This is a genomic window from Variovorax sp. 22077, assembly GCF_052044195.1.
GTDB lineage: Bacteria > Pseudomonadota > Gammaproteobacteria > Burkholderiales > Burkholderiaceae_C > Variovorax > Variovorax atrisoli.
On sequence record NZ_JBQEQC010000028.1, the window covers coordinates 17,136 to 35,602 of the forward strand.

The 18,467-nt window shown below is 69.5% G+C and carries 18 protein-coding genes; 12 read left to right on the top strand and 6 right to left on the bottom strand.

The features are described 5' to 3' along the window. Position 1: 1 nt before the first annotated feature. Positions 2 to 1,012 carry a Bug family tripartite tricarboxylate transporter substrate binding protein gene (locus tag ACTJLF_RS29780; RefSeq protein WP_440884482.1) on the bottom strand — a complete coding sequence of 337 codons (1,011 nt, stop codon included), beginning with the start codon at positions 1,010 to 1,012 and terminating at the stop codon, positions 2 to 4. 139 nt (positions 1,013 to 1,151) lie between these two features. Between ACTJLF_RS29780 and ACTJLF_RS29785 the strand changes: the two genes are divergently transcribed. Then, a complete protein-coding gene (locus ACTJLF_RS29785; RefSeq protein WP_165940878.1) occupies positions 1,152 to 2,051 on the top strand; it encodes a LysR family transcriptional regulator in 900 nt (299 codons plus the stop codon). A 99-nt stretch (positions 2,052 to 2,150) separates the two neighbouring features. After that, entirely contained in the window at positions 2,151 to 3,095 is a 945-nt protein-coding gene (locus tag ACTJLF_RS29790) for an alkaline phosphatase D family protein (protein ID WP_440884483.1), read from the top strand. A gap of 31 nt (positions 3,096 to 3,126) precedes the next feature. Here ACTJLF_RS29790 and ACTJLF_RS29795 read toward each other — a convergent pair whose 3' ends face one another. From ACTJLF_RS29795 to ACTJLF_RS29810, 4 genes are read right to left on the bottom strand one after another with little or no spacing between them, the layout of a single operon-like run. Then, positions 3,127 to 4,242: an ABC transporter substrate-binding protein gene (locus ACTJLF_RS29795; protein ID WP_019657861.1), complete on the bottom strand. Its 1,116-nt coding sequence runs from the start codon at positions 4,240 to 4,242 to the stop codon at positions 3,127 to 3,129. A 28-nt stretch (positions 4,243 to 4,270) separates the two neighbouring features. After that, positions 4,271 to 5,359 (bottom strand): ABC transporter permease, encoded by a 1,089-nt coding sequence (locus ACTJLF_RS29800; protein ID WP_440884484.1) that lies wholly within the window; start codon positions 5,357 to 5,359, stop codon positions 4,271 to 4,273. Continuing rightward, a complete protein-coding gene (locus ACTJLF_RS29805; protein ID WP_440884485.1) occupies positions 5,356 to 6,870 on the bottom strand; it encodes a sugar ABC transporter ATP-binding protein in 1,515 nt (504 codons plus the stop codon). Before ACTJLF_RS29805 ends, ACTJLF_RS29800 begins: the two co-directional genes overlap by 4 nt. Further along, positions 6,867 to 7,799, bottom strand: coding sequence for an SMP-30/gluconolactonase/LRE family protein (locus tag ACTJLF_RS29810; RefSeq protein WP_126183205.1), 933 nt, complete (start codon positions 7,797 to 7,799; stop codon positions 6,867 to 6,869). The genes ACTJLF_RS29805 and ACTJLF_RS29810 overlap by 4 nt, the downstream gene beginning before the upstream one ends. 292 nt (positions 7,800 to 8,091) lie before the next feature. On the opposite strand from ACTJLF_RS29810, the gene ACTJLF_RS29815 reads away from it, so the two are divergent. Further along, the gene (locus tag ACTJLF_RS29815) at positions 8,092 to 9,102 is read left to right on the top strand and encodes a LacI family DNA-binding transcriptional regulator (protein WP_126183441.1); all 1,011 of its coding nucleotides are present in this window, start codon (positions 8,092 to 8,094) and stop codon (positions 9,100 to 9,102) included. A 9-nt stretch (positions 9,103 to 9,111) separates the two neighbouring features. Here the strand turns inward: ACTJLF_RS29815 and ACTJLF_RS29820 are convergent, their stop codons facing one another. After that, the gene (locus tag ACTJLF_RS29820; protein ID WP_440884508.1) at positions 9,112 to 9,858 is read right to left on the bottom strand and encodes an IclR family transcriptional regulator; all 747 of its coding nucleotides are present in this window, start codon (positions 9,856 to 9,858) and stop codon (positions 9,112 to 9,114) included. Positions 9,859 to 10,027: 169 nt separating this feature from the next. On the opposite strand from ACTJLF_RS29820, the gene ACTJLF_RS29825 reads away from it, so the two are divergent. Genes ACTJLF_RS29825 through ACTJLF_RS29865 form a run of 9 tightly spaced genes read left to right on the top strand, consistent with a single transcriptional unit; the run spans position 10,028 to position 18,458 of the window. Continuing rightward, positions 10,028 to 11,014, top strand: a complete 987-nt coding sequence (locus ACTJLF_RS29825; protein WP_354412616.1) for a Bug family tripartite tricarboxylate transporter substrate binding protein — start codon at positions 10,028 to 10,030, stop codon at positions 11,012 to 11,014. A gap of 5 nt (positions 11,015 to 11,019) precedes the next feature. Beyond that, positions 11,020 to 11,952 carry an amidohydrolase family protein gene (locus ACTJLF_RS29830; RefSeq protein WP_440884486.1) on the top strand — a complete coding sequence of 311 codons (933 nt, stop codon included), beginning with the start codon at positions 11,020 to 11,022 and terminating at the stop codon, positions 11,950 to 11,952. Then, positions 11,949 to 12,935, top strand: a complete 987-nt coding sequence (locus ACTJLF_RS29835; protein WP_019657869.1) for a Bug family tripartite tricarboxylate transporter substrate binding protein — start codon at positions 11,949 to 11,951, stop codon at positions 12,933 to 12,935. The genes ACTJLF_RS29830 and ACTJLF_RS29835 overlap by 4 nt, the downstream gene beginning before the upstream one ends. 50 nt (positions 12,936 to 12,985) lie before the next feature. Further along, positions 12,986 to 13,675 (top strand): RraA family protein, encoded by a 690-nt coding sequence (locus ACTJLF_RS29840; protein ID WP_019657870.1) that lies wholly within the window; start codon positions 12,986 to 12,988, stop codon positions 13,673 to 13,675. Next, positions 13,672 to 14,601, top strand: coding sequence for an NAD(P)-dependent oxidoreductase (locus tag ACTJLF_RS29845; RefSeq protein WP_440884487.1), 930 nt, complete (start codon positions 13,672 to 13,674; stop codon positions 14,599 to 14,601). The genes ACTJLF_RS29840 and ACTJLF_RS29845 overlap by 4 nt, the downstream gene beginning before the upstream one ends. Positions 14,602 to 14,643: 42 nt before the next feature. Continuing rightward, positions 14,644 to 15,636 (top strand): Bug family tripartite tricarboxylate transporter substrate binding protein, encoded by a 993-nt coding sequence (locus tag ACTJLF_RS29850; protein WP_440884488.1) that lies wholly within the window; start codon positions 14,644 to 14,646, stop codon positions 15,634 to 15,636. A 20-nt stretch (positions 15,637 to 15,656) separates the two neighbouring features. Further along, positions 15,657 to 16,619 (top strand): Bug family tripartite tricarboxylate transporter substrate binding protein, encoded by a 963-nt coding sequence (locus ACTJLF_RS29855; RefSeq protein WP_440884489.1) that lies wholly within the window; start codon positions 15,657 to 15,659, stop codon positions 16,617 to 16,619. Positions 16,620 to 16,632: 13 nt separating this feature from the next. Further along, entirely contained in the window at positions 16,633 to 17,520 is an 888-nt protein-coding gene (locus ACTJLF_RS29860; protein ID WP_440884490.1) for an amidohydrolase family protein, read from the top strand. Positions 17,521 to 17,543: 23 nt separating this feature from the next. After that, complete coding sequence (locus ACTJLF_RS29865) at positions 17,544 to 18,458, top strand: SMP-30/gluconolactonase/LRE family protein (protein WP_440884491.1); 915 nt, start codon at positions 17,544 to 17,546, stop codon at positions 18,456 to 18,458. Positions 18,459 to 18,467: the final 9 nt, after the last annotated feature.

Below are 18,467 nucleotides of genomic sequence, written 5' to 3' on the forward strand. Positions count from 1 at the left end.
GCTAGTTCTCGACCTGGATGCCACGGCTCTTCACCACCTGTCCCCAGCGGGCGCCTTCGGCCTTGAGGTATTGCGCGGTGGCCTCGCGGCCACGGATGAAGGTCTCGAGGCTCAGCGCGTCGAAGCGCTTCTTCACCACTTCCGATTGCTGCGCCGAGGCCAGCAGCTTCTCGAGCCGCGCCAGTCCTTCGGCCGGAATGCTGCCCTTGGGCGCCACCAGCGTGGCCCAGCCCTCGACCTCCAGGCTCTGCAGCTTCAGGCTGCGCAGCGTGGGCACATCGGCCAGTTCGGCCACCGGCTGCGCCGACGACACGGCCAGCGCGCGCAGCCGGCCCGAGCGGATGTGCACGATCACGCTCGGCAGATTCAGGAAGCCCATCGACACCAGCCCCGAGATCAGGTCGGGCATCAGCGCGCTCTCGCCCTTGTAGGGCACGCTGACCAGCGAGGTGCCGGTCTCCTGCGCGAAGAGTTCCGCCGTCAGGTGCGCCAGCGTGCCGGTGCCGCTGTTGCCTGCGCTGAGCTTGCCCGGCTGCGCCTTGGCCAGCGCAACGAGTTCGGCCAGCGTCTTCGCCTTCGAGTCGGCCGGCACCACCAGCACCAGCGGCTGCTGCGAGACCATGCCGATGGCGTCGAAGTCGCGCGCCACGTCGTAGCTCAGCCTGGGGTTGAGCGAGGGGTTGATCACCATGCTGTTGCTGCCCATCAGCAGCGTGTGCCCGTCCCGGCTCTGCAGCGCCGCCATCACGCCGATGGCGCTGCCCGCGCCGGGCTTGTTCTCCACGATCACCGGCTGCCCGAGCTGCGGCGCCAGCACCTCGGCCAGCACGCGCGCCGAGCCGTCGGCACCGCCGCCAGGTGCGAAGGGCACGATGATGCGCACCGGCTTCGTGGGCCAGGCGTCGGCGGCATGCACGCTGCGGCCGAGGGCCAGGGAGAGTGTCGCTGCCGAAAGTGCGGAGATCGCATGCCTGCGGGTGATGCCGCGCGCGGCGGCTGTGGCTTTGGCCATGTCCTGTTTGCCTCTTGATCTGGTTGTTCTGGAAAAGAAGGTCCGATGCTAGGAAGCGGCCGTGCTCCCGGCAAATACCAACACGTGGCAACGCCATAACATCGCGTTATCGAATCACGCCGATGGAATGGGCGATGTCATGAACCTCCGACAGATCGAAGTCTTCCGCGCCGTCATGCTGGCCGGCTCCGTCACCGATGCCGCACGCTCGCTGCACGTCTCGCAGCCGGGCATCAGCCGCATGCTCTCGCACATCGAACTGCAGCTGGGGCTGCGCCTCTTCGAGCGGCGCAAGGGCAGGCTGCTGGCCACGCCGGAAGCGCAGGCGCTCTTCGCCGAAGTCGAGCAGGTGTATCGCGGCGTGGCCCGCATCGACGACTGCGCGCAGGCCTTGAAGGACGGCAAGATGCTCACGCTGCGCGTGCTGTGCAGCCCCAGCACGGGCCTGGACATGGTGCCGCGCGCGCTCACCGCACTGGGCGAGGAGTTCCCGTCGGCGCGCATCTACTTCGAGGTGCTGCTCGCGAGGGAGATGGTGAAGCGCCTCGCCGCGCACGAGGCCGACGTGGCGATCTCCACGCTGGCCATCGACGATCCGCTGCTCAGCTCCCGCCCCATCGGCCAGTGGACGCTGGCCGGCGTGTTCCCGCGCGGCCATGCGCTGGAGGCGCGGCGCACGCTGTCACCGGCAGACATCCTGAAGGAACGCATGATCTCCTTCAGCCCCGACACGCCGCAGGGCCGCATCATTGCCGACTGGTGCTTGCAGCACCGGCTGCAGCCCGATGCCCGCATCGAGGTGCGCGCCGGCCAGAGCGCATGCGCCCTGGCCGCGGCAGGCGCGGGCGTGGCCATCGTGGACGACCTCACCGCGCGCGGCTGCATGACCGACAGGCTCAGCTTCCGGCCGATCCGCAACGCGCCTTCCTTCGACATCTTCGCGGTGACCAACGAGAACTTCGCGGCTTCGCAGCTGGCGAACCGCTTCGTCGCCCACGCCCAGTCGGCGCTGCGCCAGCTCAAGAAAGAGCGCGCCTGAGGGCGCGGCGCCATCCCATATTCTGCGGAGGGACAGCGCGCGGCCGCTGCCTATGATCCGCCTCAACCCGGCGCCCAGACCGGCGGAAGAGGAGCCCCCATGAAGATCGCCTTCACGTCGTGCATGAACTTCAAGCCCGGCCCCGACGGCTACCAGCACGTCTGGGACCGCATCGCGCAGGAGCAGCCCGACTACCTGTTCCTCCTGGGCGACCAGATCTACATGGACTACTTTCCCAGACTGGGCGAGCCATCGAAGTGGGACGCGGCGAAGTTCGCCGACGTGATGCAGGGCAAGTACGAAGCGCAGTGGAACGTCGCGAACTTCAAGGCCCTGCGCGACGCGCTGCGCCAGAAGCAGGACAACGGCGGCGGCGTGTACGGCACCTGGGACGACCACGACTTCGCCTGGAACAACGCCCACGGCTCGGACGTGAGCGCAGCGGTGAAGCAGCAGACCCGGCGGCTCTTCACGCAGTACATGCAGATCGGGCAGCTGAACAACCCGGCGCACCTCGACCCGGCTGTCGACGGCATCTACTACTCCATTCCGCTGATTCACGAGCAGCAGCGTATCGGCAAGGCCATCTTCCTCGACACCCGCTGGTACAGCGACAAGCCCGGCGACGCCCAACCACTGCTCGGCCAGAAGCAGCTCGACTACCTGAAGCAGGAGCTGGCCGGCGAGCAGGGCTACGTGCTGATCTGCGCCGGCACCCCGATCCGCGCGACCGGCAACGGCTGGATGCGCTACCGCGACGACTACGCCAGGTTCCGCGCGATCATCCAGGGTCGCAAGTCGATCTTCCTGACCGGCGACATCCACGAGAACGCCTTCCTGCCGCCGGCCGGCGAGACGAAGATGTTCGAGGTGGTGTCCTCGGGCGCCTTCGTCACCAAGTACTACCTCACGGGCGAGCGCGAGAACTTCGGCATCCTTGATTACACGCCTGCGAGCACCGACATCAAGCTGTTCGACAAGCGCGGGCTGGAGATGCACAACGTCATCGACAACGCGACCTTCATGCACCGGGAAATCCGCTGAAGGCCCTCATGGCCTCCCCGCGGCCCCCGCCCTACTTGCCCCAGATCGCCTTGTACTGGTTGCGGTAGCCGTTGTCCGGGTCGAACACGTTCCTCGGCCCGCCGTCCTTGCCGACGTTGCCCACGGTCACCAGGTGCACCTTGGGCACGTAGCCCGACCACTTCTCCTTGGCGAAGGCGCGGTTGAGTTCGTCGACGATCTGCCAGCCCTGCATGTTCAGCGGCTCGGGCACGGTGCCGGCCTGGAAGCGCTGCGTGCGGATGCGCTGGTAGGCCGCCTCCGAGCCGTCGCCGGCCGACACCGCCTTGGGCGCGCCGTCGCCCTTCTTGCCGGCCGCCGTGAGCGAGGGGCCCATGAAGTCGAAGTACAGGTCGTTGATGGCCAGCGAGTGCGTCCACTTGTCGCCGAAGCGCTGCAGCAGCGCGGTGGTGAGCTGCGGCATGCGGGTGGAGCTCTCGGCGATGGGGCTGTCCTCGAAGCTCAGCACGGTGCAGCCGCCGCACTTCTTGATGACGGCTTCCATCGCGCGCGCCTTGTAGAGCGCGATGGCGTACTGCGAGTCGGTGAAGATCACCACGCCGGCCTTGCCGTTGGAATCTGCCACCACCCACGAGGCGGCGACGTCGGCCACGTCGTCGGTCACGGTGGTCACGTTGGCGAAGAGGCCCGCCTTCTCGTTCGGGCCGGGCTGCTCACCCGAGTGCCAGCCGACCAGCGGAATGCCCGACTTGGCCGCGCCCGCGAACGCGGCCTTCTGCTCGGTGGTGTCGAAGCCGCCGACCACGATGCCCGCGGGCTTGACGGCCAGCGCCTGGTTGAGCGCGGCCGTGCGCCCGCTCACCGTGCCCTGCCCGTCGATCACGCGCACCGTCCAGCCGATGGCGCGGGCAGCCTCTTCCACGCCCTTGCTGACGCCGACGATGCCGCCGTTCTTCATGTCGCCCGCGACGAAGACGATGGTCTTGCCGGCCGCGGCCTTCGGGCCGGCGGTGGGACCGTCCCACTTCTCCTTGGTCATGGTCGCGACCTCGACCTTCTTCTTCGCGGCATCGAGAAAGTCGTCGGCCATGGCCTTCGGCGCCAGTGCGGCTGCGCACAGCGCCAGCACCGCGGCAGCGACGGTGCGCGCGGGAACACTCTTCTTCATGCTTGTCTCCAGTCGTCGTAGTGGGCCGTCATTCCGACGGCGTTGGGGTAACCGGTTGCGCTTGATCGAGCTGCCGCTCGGCGATGCGCCGCTTGATCGAGCGGTTGCGCCGCTGCTGCGCCCAGCCCGCGATGCCGATGGACACCAGCAGCGTCAGGCCGTTGAAGAGCGGCTCCACGTAGAAGGCACCGCCGAACTGCTGGATGCCCGAGATGCCGATGGCGAGGATGGCCACGCCCACCAGCGTGCCCCACACGTTCACGCGGCCGGGCCGGATGGTGGTGGAGCCGAGGAACGCGCCCACCAGCGCCGGCAGCAGGAACTCGAGCCCCACGCTCGCCTGCCCGATCTGCAGGCGCGAGGCCAGCAGCACGCCCGCGAAGCCCGACAGCAGCCCCGAGGCGACGAAGGCGCCCATCACGTGCCTGCGCACCGAGATGCCGTTGAGCTGCGCCGCCTTCGGGTTGGCGCCGATCACGTACAGCGCGCGGCCCAGCGGCGTGAACTCGGTCACCACCCACAGCGTGAGGCTCACCGCGAGCACGTAGAACGCGCCCACCGGCAGCCCCAGCAGGCTGCCGCCCGCGATGCCCACGAAGCCATCGGGCAGCTCGCCCACCACCTGCCGCCCACCGCTGTGCCACATGGCCATGGCGTAGATCACCGTGCCCGTGCCCAGCGTGGCGATGAAGGAGTCGATCTGCGCGAGCTCGACCAGCAGCCCGTTGAGCACGCCGAACAGCGCCGCGCACAGCAGCACCACCAGCACCGCCGCCGGCCACGGCAGGCCCAGCTGCGTCTGCAGGCTGATCGCGAGGATGTGCCACAGCACGATGCCGTAGCCCACGGTGAGGTCGATCTTGCCGGTGACCATCGGGATCGTCGCGGCCAGCGCCAGCAGTGCGATCACCGACTTGTCGGCCAGGATCGCGCGCAGGTTGAAGAGCGTCGGAAAGGTCTCGGGCAGCAGCACCGAGAACAGCAGCGCGAGCGCCACCGTGAGCACGACGAGGCCGTAGACCGGCATCGCGCGCCCGAGGCTCTGCGCGAGCGAGACGGCCTCGCCGTCGAGGGACTTGTCGGGCTCCAGCGCCGTGGACTTGATCGAGCTGCTCATGCGGGAACTTCCTCGCGCGTCGCCGCGCCTGCTGCCAATGCCAGGAGTCTTTCGACGGTGATCGCCTCGCCCGTGAGCTCGGCCGCGATCAGCCCGTCGCGGAAGACAAGCACGCGTGTGCACACGGTCGCGATCTCCTCGAAGTCGGTGGAGACGACGACCAGCGCCGTGCCGGCCTCGGCGCGCTCGCGCAGCACGCCGTAGATCTGCCGCTTGGCGCCCACGTCGACGCCCGCGGTCGGCTCCTCGAGCACCACCAGCGGCTTGTCGAGGTGGAACCAGCGCGCCAGCACCACCTTCTGCTGGTTGCCGCCCGAGAGCTGCTGCACTTCGGCCGAGGGCGCGGGCGGGTTGATGTCGAAGCGGCGGATGAGCGCGAGCGCGCCCTCGTTCTCGCGGCGCGGCCGGTCGAAGGCCAGGCCGTGGTCGCCATGCAGCGTCGAATTGGGAAAGAGGTTCTCCAGCACGCTCATCGAGCCGGCCAGGTTCTCCTCGAGGCGCTCGCCGGCCACGTAGGCCACGCCCGCGCGGATCGCATCGGCCGGGCAGCTGAAGCCGCAGCCCCTGCCCAGCAGCTGCATGCGCCCGGCCGACAGCGGCTCGCGCCCGAAGATCGCGCGGCTGATGGCCTCGTGTCCCGCGCCGCGCAGGCCCACGAGCCCGAGCACCTCGCCGCGGTGCACGGACAGGCTCAGCGGGCCGGCGTTGCCGCTGGCGGCGCCCTCGAGCTCGAGCACGGGTTCGCTGCGCGCAGGCGCCCTCGCCTTCTGCACCGAGGCCGAGAGCGCCTTGCCCACGATCAGCCCCACCAGTTCGCCCTCGCTGGTCTGCGCCGTGGTCTTCACCGCGACCAGCCTGCCGTCGCGCATCACGGCCGCGCGGTCCGAAATGGCCATCACCTCGTCGAGCCGGTGCGACACGTACATCATCGCCATGCCCTGCCGGCGCAGCTCGCGCAGTACGGCGAACATGCGTTCCACGTCGCTCATCGGCAGGCTGGCCGAGGGCTCGTCGAGCACCAGCAGCCGCGCCTTCACTTCGAGCGCGCGGCCGATGGCGAGCAGCGATTTCTCGGCGCGCGTGAGCGAGAACACGCGGCGGCCGGGGTCGATGTCGCAGCCCACGCGCGCCATCACGCGGCGCGCCGTCTCGTTCGCCGACTTCCAGTCGATGAGGCCGAAGCGGCGCGGGTAGCCGGTGCCCAGGCCCACGTTCTCGGCCACGGTCATCCACTCGACGAGGCCCAGGTCCTGGTGGATGAAGGCCACCGGCTGCTCGCGCCGGTCGCCGCGCCGCCACTCGGACTGCGGCCGGCCGTCGAAAAGAATCTCTCCGTCGTCCACCGCGTGGATGCCCGCGAGCAGCTTGATGAGCGTGGACTTGCCCGCGCCGTTCTCACCCAGCAGCGCGAGGATCTCTCCGGAACGCACGTCCAGCGTGACCTTGTCGACCGCCTGCGTGCCGCCGAAGCGCTTGCTCACGGCCCGGAACTGCAGCAGCGGCGTGTTCATGCGCGCACCGCTCCGCTCGTGTTCAGCCGGATGCGGTAGAGCGAGGCCGAGGCGCATACGAACAACTCGTCGCCGTCGGACCCGCCGAAGGTGAGGTTGCCCACCTTCTCCGGCACCGCGATGCGCGCAAGGCGCGTGCCGTCGGGGTGGTAGACCTGCACGCTGTCGGCGCTGCTGGTGTAGACGAAGCCGTGCACGTCGACGCGGAAGCCGTCGGCCAGCCCCGGGTTCACCACCGCGAACACACGCGGGTTCGCGAGGTCCTGCCCGCCGATCACGTCGAACGCGACGATGTGGTGGTGCCCCGAGCCGTCGGTGCGCAGCGCGGCCGAGGTATCGCTCACATAGAGGATGCGCTCGTCAGGCGAGAAGGCCAGGCCGTTGGGCTCCTCCACGAAGTCGCTCACCGAGCGCAGCGCGCCGCTTGCGGGGTCGAAGCGGAACACGTGGTTGCGGCCCAGCTCGCTCTGCGCCTTGTGCCCCTCGCGGTCGGAGACGATGCCGTAGGGCGGATCGGTGAACCAGATGCTGCCGTCGCGCTTCACGACGATGTCGTTGGGCGAGTTGAGGCGGCGGCCCTGGTAGCGGTCGACCACCACTTCGTCGGGCAGCGGCTGCAGGCCTTCGCCGGAACCCGCGAAGCGCGTGCGCACGATGGCGCGCAGCCCGTGCGAGCAATGCAGCAGCGCCCCGTCGGCCTCGCGCGTGTGGCCGTTGGTGAACTCCACGCCCTCGCGCCAGACGCTCATGCCGTCTTCGGCGTGCCAGCGCAGCATGCGGTTGTTGGGAATGTCGCTCCACAGCACCGAGCCGTCCTCGCGCATCCACACCGGCCCTTCGCTCCATACGGCGCCGGTGCACAGGCGTTCGAGCGGGCCTGCGCCCTGGGCGACGGGAGCGAAACGGGAGTCGAAGACTTCGATGGTCATGGCCACGGCGCTGGTTTCCCTGAACTTGGGCTCGCAGTGTGGCATCAAAAAGATACCGGTAACTCAGGCTTTACCCGTATGCGGCGAGGTCACCATTTCATTCTTCTTTCAACGCCATTGGCGGTATTCTTCGCTCGTCGATTCTGGCTTCGATATGGTTATCGGTATCTCACGCCGTCCGCTCCTCGTCGCATATCCTCGAACCCGCCTTTCCCGCCTTCCGAGAGAGAAAGAAAGAAGCGCCTTGCCACCGACCAAAGCCCCCGCCCCAGCCCTCACCCGCCCCGCGACGATGGCCGACGTGGCCGCGCGCGTCGGCGTGTCGAAGATGACCGTGTCGCGCGCGCTCAACCGCAGCGCGAGCAGCGACCGCGTGACCTCCGAGGCGCTGCGCCAGCGCATCCTGCAGGCCTGCGAGGAGATGGGCTACGTCATCGACCAGACGGCGCGCACCTTCTCCAGCAAGCGGTCGGGCTTCGTCGCGGTGCTGATCCCCTCGCTCAACAACTCCAACTTCTCGGAGACCGCGCAGGGCATCACCGCCGCCGTGGAGGCGCGCGGGCTGCAGGTGCTGCTGGGCTACACCGACTACCGCGTGGAGACCGAGGAGCGCCTGCTGCGCGCCATGCTCGCGCGCCGGCCCGAGGGCGTGATCCTCACCGGCGGCTCGCACACGCCGGCCGCGCGCGCCATGCTGCAGGCAGCGGGCGTGCCGGTGGTCGAGACCTGGGACCTGCCGGCCGCGCCCATCGGGCACACCGTGGGCTTCTCGAACGCCGAGGCCGCCGCCGCGATGGTGCGCCACCTGCACGCCAAGGGCTACCGGCGCATCGCCTTCATCGGCGGCACCTCGAACCGCGACACGCGCGGCGCCGACCGCCAGCGCGGCTATGCCGATGCGATCCGCGAACTGGGCCTGCCCGACGGCCGCGTCATCAGCTTCGGCCAGCCGCCGATCTCGATGGCGCAGGGCGGCGAGGCCGTGGCGCAACTGATCCGCCAGTGGCCGGACGTGGATGCGGTGATCTGTGTCTCCGACCTCTCGGCCTTCGGCGCGCTGATGGAATGCCAGCGTCGCGGCTGGGAAGTGCCCGGGCGCATCGCGATCGCCGGCTTCGGCGACTTCGAGGTCGCACGCGCCTGCCATCCGCGCATCACCACGGTCGCGGTGGATTGCGTGGGCATCGGCAAGGCGGCGGGAGAACTGCTGCTGCGGGTGATGGACGGCACGCGCGAAGGGCATCGGCCGCCTGCGGAGACGGTGCTGATTCCGTTCCACATCGAGCAGCGCGAGAGTTCCTGAGCCCTCCCTTCAGGGATGCCAGGTCGACACCACCGCGGGCGTCTGCGCCGTGGGCCGGCCCGCGAGCGCGTAGGAGAGTTCGTTCGCAGCCTTCATGATGGTCTTGGCATGGCCGATCAGCTTGGGCTTGGGCAGCCGGTCCGCCGGGCCCGAGATGCACACCGAGCCCAGCAGCGCCCAGCGCAGCCCGAAGACCGGCGCCGACACCGTGGCCACGTTCTTCTCGCGCTCGCCGATGGAGTAGTGGTAGCCCTTCTTGCGGATGTCCTCGTAGAGCTTTCCGGGCTCGCCCGAGAACGCGAGGATCACGCGCCCCGGTGAGCCCAGGTCCAGCGGGAGCATCGCGCCCATGCGCGCGTGGTGTCTGATGGGCTGCGGCCCTTCGACGCGCGCAAGGCAGGTCCTGGAATTTCCTTCGCGCACGTAGAAGGCGGCGCTCTCGCCCGTTGCCTGCGACAGCGCGAGCAGCATCGGCTCGACCACGCCGTTGGCATCGAAGCTGGCCTGGTAGCGGGCGCCGAGCCAGCCGGCCGCGGGGCCGAGCCGCCAGCCGCCGTCCTCGCGCTGAACCACGTAGCCGACGAGCGCCAGCGTGCGCAGCAGGCGCAGCGCGGTCGTCTTGTGCATCTGGCTGCGACGCGTGAGTTCCGCGAGCGAGAGGTGCTCGTCCTGCATGCCGAAGGTGTCGAGCAACTGCAGCGCACGGATGACGGCGGTGACTCCGCCCGAGGCCTCGGCATCCGCCTCGCGGGGCATCTCGATCACTTCCTTGCGCACGGATGCGGCTTTCGAATTCTGTTTCACACAGTGGTCCAAGGTCCGTTCAGTGGACCACCATTGTATGGAATGGAACGCAAACCTAAAGTCGCTCCACGCCTCGCAGCACGGCCTGCAGGTGGGCAACGAACGATAAGGAGACACACCCATGCGTACCTCGAGCCTCGGCTCCATTCCCCGCCGCGCGGCCCTCGGCCTCGCCCTTCTTCTCGCCTCGGGCATTGCGGCGGCGCAGGCCTATCCGGCGCGCCCGATCAAGCTCATCGTGCCGTTCCCGCCGGGCGGCGGAACGGACATCATCGCGCGCGAAGTGGCGAACAAGGTCGCGACCTCCGAAGGCTGGACCATCGTGATCGACAACAAGCCCGGCTCGGGCGGGAACATCGGCGTCGACGCGGCAGCCAAGGCCAGCCCCGACGGCTACACGCTGGTGCTGGGCCAGACCAGCAACCTCGCGATCAATCCGTCGCTCTACACCAAGCTGCCCTACGACCCGGTGAAGGATCTCGCGGCAGTCGGCCTGATCGCATCGGCGCCGCTGGTGGTGGTCGTGTCCTCCGCCTCGCCCTACAAGAAGCTGGCCGACGTGGTCGCCGCAGCGAAGGCCAAGCCCACCGCGCTCAACTACGCGAGCTCGGGCAACGGCACCGTGGCCCATCTCGCGACCGAGCAGTTCCAGAAGATCGCAGGCATCCAGCTCACGCACGTGCCGTACAAGGGCGCGTCGCAGGGCATGACCGACCTGGTCGGCGGGCAGATCCAGCTGTACGTGTCGTCGGTGCCGACGCTCATCGCGCAGATCAAGAGCGGACAGCTGCGCGCGCTGGCCGTGACCTCGCTGCAGCGCAACCGCGACCTGCCCGACGTGCCCACCATGGTCGAGGCCGGCTACAAGGACTTCGAGGCCGTCACCTGGTTCGGCGTGGCGGGCCCCGCGGCCATGCCGAAGGACGCGATCGCGAAGCTCAACGCGGCCTTCAACAAGGCCCTCGCCACGCCCGAGGTGCAGAAGAAGCTCGCGGCGCAGGGCGCGGAGGTGCTGTCCGGCCCGCCGGAGAAGTTCGCCTCGCTGATCCGCACCGACGGCGTGCGCTGGGGCGCGATCGTGAAGGCCTCGGGCGTCCGACTGGACTGATTCCGATGTCCGGCTCCGTCGTCGCGGGCACCGGTTCGCCCACCATGCCCACCGCGCCCTTCTCTGCCGGGCACGGACGCGCGCCGGTCGAGGTTCCGCCGGGCGCCTGCGACTGCCATGTGCACCTGTACGACTCGCGCTATCCGCCGGCACCGGGCGCGAAGCTGACGCCGCCGGACGCCACCGCGCACGACTACCGCCAACTGCAGCAGCGCACCGGCACCGAGCGCGTGGTGTTCGTGACGCCCTCCACCTACGGCACCGACAACCGCCCCCTGCGCGATGCGCTCGTCGCATTCGGCACACGGGCGCGGGGCGTGGCGGTCATCGACGAGAACATCGGCGACGACGAACTGCGCTCGCTGCACTACTGCGGCGTGCGCGGCATCCGGCTCAATCTCTCGCTCGGCGTCGCGAATACCGCCGCGCAGATCGCACCGCTGGCAAGGCGCATCGCGCCGCTGGGCTGGCACCTGCAGCTGCTCGCGCCAGCACCCCTGCTGGCGCAGCTCGCCGATGTGCTGGAGGACCTGCCCGTGCCCATCGTGTTCGACCACTTCGGGCGGCTCGCACCGTCGATGGCCGGCAGGCACGCGGCGCATGCGCTGGTGCTGCACCTGCTCGCATCGGGCCGCGCATGGATCAAGCTCTCTGGCAGCTACATAGTGAGCGAGGAAGGCCCGCCGCACTTCGCGGACGTGGCACCGCTGGCAAGGAGCTTCCTGCAGGCCGCGCCGCAGCGCGTGCTGTGGGGCAGCGACTGGCCGCACGCCAGCGCCAGTGCCGGCCACCAGGCCATGCCCGACGACGCGCAGCAGATGGCATTGCTCGCCGGCTGGACCGCAACAGCGGACGCCCTGCGCCGCGTGCTGGTCGACAACCCGGCCGCGCTCTACGGCTTCGACGAACAGAACGATTCTTCCACGGAAACAACATGACCCGCATGCACAGGCGCCGCTTCGGCGCATTGGGCCTGGCCGCGCTCGCCGCGGCGTCGATGCCCGCACTCGCACAGGGCCAGTGGCCCACAGGCAGGCCCATCACCTGGGTCGTGCCCTACCCGCCGGGCGGCACCACCGACATCCTGGGCCGCGCCATCGCGCAGCGCCTGGGCGCATCGCTGGGCACGACGGTGATCGTCGACAACAAGGCCGGCGCCACCGGCACCATCGGCTCCGGGTTCGTCGCACGGTCGGCACCCGACGGCTACACGCTGCTGGGCACCTCGATCGGCCCGCAGGCCATCGTGCCGAACCTGCTGCAGAAGATGCAGTACGACCCCGTCGGCGCCTTCGCACCTGTGACCCTGATCGGGACCATTCCGCACGTGCTGGTCGTCGGCGCCGCGCAGCCGATGCGCACCGTGGCAGACCTCGTCGCGCAGGCGAAGGCGCGGCCCGAGGAACTGTCGTTCGCGTCCGGCGGCAGCGGCACCATCCTGCAGATGCAGGGCGAATTGCTGCGCCTGCAGACCGGCACGCGCATGACGCACGTGCCGTACAAGGGCGACACGCCGGCCATCCAGGACGTGCTGGCCGGCCACACCAGCTTCATGTTCGCGCCGGTGGCCGCGGCGCTGCCGCACATCCAGGGTGGCCAGCTGAGGGCGCTGGCCGTCACCTCGGCCGCGCGCCTGAAGGCACTGCCGGATGTGCCCACCATGGGCCAGGCCGGCTTCAAGGATTTCGTGGTCGAGCAGTGGCAGGCGCTCTACGCGCCGGCGGGCACGCCCGCCGCCGTGGTCCAGAAGCTCAACGCCGAGGTGGTGCGCCATCTGAAGGACCCCGAGATCGCCGCGATGGCCGACAAGCTCGGCGTCACCCTCGTGGGCAGCACGCCGCAGCAGCTCGCCGACACCCAGAAAGCGGACCTGGCCAAGTGGGCCAAGGTCATCAAGGACGCGGGCATCAAGCCCGAATGAGCCTCGCCTTTTCCATCTACCCCCAATCCACCACCCAAGAAGGTTTCCCCATGTCATCTCCCCTTCCCGACGTCATTCGCGACTTCGAGCGCGTGCCCGCGAACATCGTGGCGCAGGCGGCCGAGTTCCAGCCCGCCATCCTGGCCGACGTGGCCGGCCGCCGCGGCGCGCTGGACGGCCGCATCAAGGCGCTGCGCCCCCGCATGAAGCTCGCGGGGACCGCGATCACCGTGGAAGTGCGCCCTGGCGACAACCTGATGATCCACGCCGCCATCGCCATGGCGAAGCCCGGCGACGTGCTCGTCATCGACGGCAAGGGCGACCTCAGCTCCGCGCTCATGGGCACGATCATGATGACCGCCTGCCGCCAGCTCGGCATCGCCGGCGTGGTGATGGACGGCGCTTGCCGCGACAGCATCGAGATCGACGAGATGGACTTCCCGGTCTTCTGCACGGGCACCAATCCGAACGGCCCGACCAAGAGCGTCGGCGGGCGCATCGGGCATCCGGTGTCGCTCGGCGGCGTGACGGTGCGCCCGGGCGACTTCGTCATCGGCGACGCCGACGGCGTGGTGGTGGTGGAGCGCGAGAAGATCGAGTCGCTGCTGCCGCTGGCCGCGAAGAAGGTGAAGGACGAAGCCGCGCGCATCGCCGCCATCAAGCAAGGCGACACGGCCGCCAAGTGGCTCGATTCCGCACTGCGTGCGGCCGGCGTCCTGAAGGAAGGTGAAACGCTGTGACGGCCATTCTGGTGACTGGCGCCGACCTGGCGCCGCAGGCGGTGAAGCTGCTCGAAGGCCACGAGCTCGTCTATGCGGGCAAGACGCCGACCGAGGACGACCTCGTCGCGCTGTGCCGCGCGCACGACCCGGTGGCCATCATCGTGCGCTACGGCAAGGTGGACGCGGCCGTCATGGACGCCGCGCCTTCCCTGAAGGTGATCTCCAAGCACGGCAGCGGCACGGACACCATCGACAAGGTGGCGGCGCAGGCGCGCGGCATCGAAGTGGTGGCGGCCGTGGGCGCGAACGCGGCGGCGGTGGCCGAGCAGGCGCTCGCGCTGCTGCTGGCCTGCGCGAAGTCGGTGGTGCCGCTGGATGCACGCATGCACGCGGGCCACTGGGACAAGGCGACGCACAAGAGCCTCGAACTCGGCGGCCGCACCATCGGCCTGATCGGGCTCGGCGCCATCGGGCTGCGCTTCGCGCGCATGGTCGATGCGCTGGGCATGCGCGTGCTCGGCTTCGATCCGTACGCGAAGAACCTGCCGGCCCATGTGCAGGCCGCGGACCTCGCGACCATCTGGGCCGAGTCCGACGTCGTCTCGCTGCACTGCCCGTTGACCGACGAGAACCGGGGATTGCTGAACGCGGACACGCTGGCGCGCTGCAAGCGCGGCGTGATCGTGGTCAACACCGCGCGCGGCGGGCTGATCGACGAAGAGGCCCTGCTGGCGGCCGTGCGCTCGGGCCAGGTCTTCATGGCCGGGCTGGACAGCTTCGCGGTGGAGCCGATGACCGCGGGCCACCCCTTCCAGGGCGAGAAGAACATCGTGCTGAGCCCGCACATCGGCGGCGTGACCAGCGACGCCTACGTCAACATGGGCGTGGGCGCCGCGAAGAACCTGCTGCAGGTGCTCGAGCGACAGACGGCGGCGAGCAGCTGAAGGCATCGCCGCCATCCAGCCCCATAACAAGGAGACAAGACAATGAAGAGCGGCAAGAAGGCCCGCCGGGCCGCGCTCACGCTCGCGCTCGGCCTGCCGGTCGCACTGGCGGTCCACATGCAGGCGCATGCCCAGGCCTGGCCGGCCAGGCCGGTGCGCGTGCTCGTCGGCTTCTCCGCGGGCGGCCCCACCGACGTGGTGGCGCGCGCATTCGCAGACCACGCATCGCGTGCGCTGGGCCAGCCATTCGTCGTGGACAACAAGCCCGGCGCCAACACGATCCTCGCGGCCGAGGCGGTCGCCGCGGCGCCGGCTGACGGCTACACGCTGCTGCTGGGCGCGACGAACCACACGATGATCCCGGCGCTCTACAGCCAGCGCGTGAAGTTCGATGCGGTGCGCTCCTTCGCGCCGGTGTGCTCGCTGGCCGTGAGCCCCACGGTGCTGGTGGTGGGGCCGTCGATGCCGGTGAAGACCTTCGGCGCCTTCCTGCAGGCCGTGAAGGCCGATCCGGGCAAGCGCACCTATGCCACGCCGGGAGCCGGCAGCTCGGGTCACTTCGCGAGCGCGCAGTTCACGCAGCTCACGGGCACCTCGATGAACCACATCCCCTTCAAGGGCGCGGCGCAGGCCGTGACCGACCTCATCGGCGGGCAGGTCGACAGCTCCTTCGCCACGCTGGGCTCGGTGCTCGCGCAGGTGCACAGCGGCAAGCTGACCGCACTGGCGGTGGCCGCGCCGAAGCGCTCGGCACTGCTGCCAGGCGTGCCGACCTTCGAGGAGGCTGGCGTCAAGGGCTACACGGCCGACGCCTGGTACGGCCTGCTCGCGCCATCGAAGACACCGCCCGATGTGCTGGCCACGCTGCGCCGCGTGGCGACCGAGTTCTCCCAGGCGCCGGCCACGCAGGAAAAGCTGCGCTCGCTCGGCATGGAGGCCCGCAACACCTGCGGCGACGCATTCGGTGCGCAGCTCGCGGGCGAGGTCAGGCTGTACGGCGATCTGGCCCGATCGCTCGACCTCAAGACGGAATGAACGCATACAGGAGGAACATCATGAAATCCATCCGACGCATGCTCGCCGCATGCATCCTCATCGCTGCAGCAGCGACTTCCGCGCAGGCCGCCTATCCGGAGCGCCCCATCACGCTGGTCGTGCCCTATGCACCCGGCGGCTCGGCGGATGCGCTCGCGCGCGTGCTGGCCGTGCGCGTGGGCGTGAAGCTGGGCACCAGCGTGATCGTCGACAACCGGCCCGGCGCCAGCGGCACCATCGGCGCGGGCTTCGCGGCCAAGGCCGCGCCCGACGGCTACACCGTGCTCTACGACGCCACGCCCTACTCGATCAACCCGCATCTCTTCGCGCGCATGCCATATGCCGCCAATGCGCTGCAGCCGCTCGCGCTCGTCGCGCTGGCGCCGAACATCGTGATCGTGCGCGCCGAATCGCCATTGAAGAGCATCAAGGATCTCGCGGACAAGGCGAAGGCCGAGCCGGGAAAGATCAACTTCGCATCGGGCGGCAGCGGCACCGTGCAGCGGCTCGCGGCGGAACTGCTGCGCCAGCGGCTCGGGCTCGACATGGTGCACGTGGGCTACAAGAGCGGCGGCCCCGCCATCACCGACGTGATGGGCGGGCAGGTCGACTTCATGTTCAGCACCATCGCCGCCTCGTATCCGCTCGTGTCCTCCGGCAAGCTGCGCGCGCTGGCGGTGTCGTCCCCGCAGCGTTCGCCGCGCCTGCCCGAGGTGCCGACCATCGCCGAGACCGTGGTGCCCGGCTACGAGGCCTACGAATGGAACGGCGTCTTCCTGCCGGCCGGCACGCCGGCACCCATCGCGGAGAAGCTGCACAAGGCCATGGTCGAGTCGCTGAAGGAAGAGGAAGTGAAGAAGCGATTCGTCGACGTCGGCGTGCAGCCGGTCGGCTCCACCCCTGCGGAGTTCGCCGATTTCCTGAAGAAGGAAGATGCGAAGTGGGCGGACGTGATCCGCAAGGGCAACATCAAGCTCGACTGAAGACATCGCACGAATGAACGCCACCTCCATCGCGCAGCCGGTTCCCCACTCGGTGGGCCTGGACCGCCCCGCGCCCGCACTGCCCGCGGGCGCGTGCGACAGCCACATGCACATCTTCGACCCGCGCTTCCCCGCCTCGCCGCACTGGAAGCGCCAGCCGCCGCGCGCCGAAGTGGCGGCCTATCGGCTGCTGCAGCAAAGGCTGGGCACCTCGCGCACGGTGGTCGTCAACCCTTCGACCTACGGCACCGACAACGCCTGCACCCTCGATGCGCTTGCGCAGCTGGGCGAACAGGCGCGCGGCGTCGCGGTCGTCGCCGAGGACGTGGCCGACGATGAACTCGACCGCCTCGCGGCGCAGCGCGTGTGCGGCCTGCGCGTGAACTTCGTGACGCCGCAGTCCTGGGGCACCACCACGCCGCGGATGCTGACGACGCTGGCGCGCAAGGTGGCGCGGCTGGGCTGGCACATCCAGATATTCGTGCATCCGGAGCAGCTGGTGGAACTCGAGCCGGTGCTCGCCGCGCTGCCGGTGCCGCTGGTCATCGACCACATGGCGCGCATCGATCCGGCCGAAGGTGCAGACGCGGCGGCATTCGCCGTGGCGCGCCGGCTGCTCGACGGCGGCAACACATGGATGAAGCTCTCCGGCGTCTACATGCGCTCGCGCGACGGCGCGCCCGTCTACCGCGATGCCTTCGCGCTGGGCAGGGCACTGGTCGAGGCCGCGCCCGAGCGGCTGGTGTGGGGCAGCGACTGGCCGCACACGACCGAGACGCCGGGAACGGTGGACGACGCCGCGCTCGCCGACGTGCTCGCAGCCTGGTGCGGCGACGAGGCCGTGCGCAGGCGCATCCTCGTCGACAACCCGGCGAAACTCTATGGATTCGCGGCCGCCTGATCCGCGCCGACTAGGACCCCTATATGTACTTCCTGCAAGCGCCCCAGGTGCTGGAACTCCAGACCTTCACCAGCATGCCCGAGCATTTCCGGCGCCGCGAGCCGAGCGTGTGGGCCGAGGCCAACCGCGGCGGCCAGCCGACCGACTCCTTCCTCGAAGGGCCGGTGTTCGACGACGCCGGCAACCTCTATGTCTCGGACATTCCCTTCGGCCGTATCTTCCGCATCGACGCCTCGGGCGAATGGACGCTGGTCGCCGAGTACGACGGCGAACCGAACGGCATGAAGCTCATCGACGCGAACACGCTGCTCGTCACCGACTACAAGAACGGCCTGATGCGCGTGGACGTGCGCACCGGCAGCGTCGCGCCGCATCTGCGGCGGCGCAACACCGAGAGCTTCAAGGGCGTGAACGACCTCGTGCTGGATGCGCGGGGCAACGTCTACTTCACCGACCAGGGCCAGAGCGGGCTGCACGACCCGTCGGGACGCCTGTATCGCCTGCGGCCCGACGGACAGCTCGACCTGCTGCTGTCGAACGTGCCCAGCCCCAACGGCGTGGCGCTCTCGCCCGACGGCAAGGTGCTCTACCTCGCCGTGACCCGCGGCAACTGCATCTGGCGTGTGCCGCTGCTCGCGGACGGCAGCGTCGCCAAGGTGGGCCAGTTCTTCACCTCCTACGGCCCGAGCGGCCCCGACGGCCTCGCGGTCGACGCGCTGGGGCGTCTGCTGATCGCAAACCCGGGCCTCGGCATCGTCTGGGTGCTCAATGCGCGCGCCGAGCCGGTCGTGGTGCTGCGCGGCCCGGTCGGAGCCTCGACGACCAACATCGCCTTCGGCGGGCCGGACCGCTCCACGCTGTTCGTCACCGATTCGACGCACGGCAACGTGCTGAAGGCCGAGCTCGACGCGCCGGGCACCCCGCTGCACCGGGGCTGAGCCCCATCC